The organism is Clostridium uliginosum, from assembly GCF_900112485.1.
Lineage (GTDB): Bacteria > Bacillota > Clostridia > Clostridiales > Clostridiaceae > Clostridium > Clostridium uliginosum.
In genome coordinates this window covers 1-1,548 of record NZ_FOMG01000071.1, presented here as the reverse complement: position 1 = coordinate 1,548, position 1,548 = coordinate 1, and the positions used below count along the sequence as shown (strand labels likewise).

At 29.5% G+C, this 1,548-nt stretch carries 1 protein-coding gene; it reads left to right on the top strand.

The features are described 5' to 3' along the window. Positions 1 to 1,422 (top strand): S8 family peptidase (locus BM027_RS17845; protein WP_090094516.1); only part of this gene is annotated, 1,422 nt, incomplete at its 5' end. Between the last annotated feature and the right edge of the window lie 126 nt (positions 1,423 to 1,548).

Sequence of the window (1,548 nt, the reverse complement as noted above, 5' to 3'; positions counted from 1 at the left end):
ATATGGGATCAAACTATTCGTAATAATACTAATACATCTTTATATATTGGTGAGACTTATTCAAATGAACAAATCAATAATGCAATTAATGCTCAAAAAAACAAAGGAGATCCTTATCAAATTGTACCTTCAAAGGATGAGGTAGGTCATGGAACTGAGGTAGCTGGAATTATAGGGGCAAGAGGATATAATCAAGAATTTCAAGGAGTTTCACCTGATAGTGATTTTGTAATTGTTAAACTTCTTGAATCTACTAATTTTGGTAATATATTAAAAGGAAATGGGGTTAAATATACTCCGGTTTATAATGCTGCTGAGATCTTAGCAGGAGTAGAATATCTAAAGAACTTTTCCTTAAAAGTAAAAAAACCTATGGTTATATGTTTAAATATTGGTAGTACGGACGGAAACCATGATGGCAATAATTTGATTTCGAAATATTTAACAACTGTTGGTAGTATTAGAGGAATAGCTTTAGTTGCAGGAGTTGGAAATGAAGGTGCTGCAGAAGGACATGCTTCGGGTTATATTAAAAATGTACATGATATAGATAAAGTAGAATTAAAAATACCTAGAGAAATGAAATATTTTTCTTTAGATATATGGGTTCAAAAACCTAATAAGATGTCTTTAAATGTAATTTCTCCAACAGGAGAAGAATCTAGGTTTATTCAATCAAAAATAAATAAAATAGAAAATCTTAAATTTGTTTTTTCAGATACTAACATGTCTGTTAGATATTATCTTCCTGAACAGTTTACAGGACAGGAAGTAATAAATGTTGTTTTTACTGATATGAAACCTGGAATATGGGAGTTTCAATTAATTGGAGATTATATAACTGATGGTAGATATAATATATGGCTTTCACCTCAAAGTACATTGCCAGAAGATACAAAATTTCTTAAACCAGATCCGTTTATTACATTAACAATTCCATCTACGGCTAGAAAAACAGTTACAGTAGCTTATTATGGTAGTTATAATGAATCTTTAGTTTCTTCATCAGGAAGAGGTTTTAATACTAATAATTTAATTAATCCTGATGTTGCTACGATAGGAATAAATGTTTTAACCACCACAGTTTCGGGGAAAATTACTACTGTTTCAGGTAGCTCTGCAGCAACCGCAATAGTAGCAGGAGCTTGTGCTCTTTTATTGCAATGGGGAATTGTTGATGGAAATGATACAACTATGTATTCTACAAAGATTAGGAGTTATTTACTGTATGGAGCGTATAGAAATCCTATATATAAATTTCCGAGTAGAGAAATTGGTTATGGAAATTTTGATTTATTAGGCACATTTAATATTATTAGTAGGAAATATAGAGGATATAAAGAAGATAGTTTCATTGAATATAATGTTAATAATTTATTTATAAGATTACCAAAGGTAAATGGGGGGGAAGTTAAACAATAAACGCTACTAAAAAAGGTGGAACTAATTCAGATTAAAGAAATTTTTTAGAAAGTTTAAGCATAATATTAAGTATAAGTAATATTAGGAGTTAAATATGGCTAATTTACAGAAGTGTGCTTTATATTA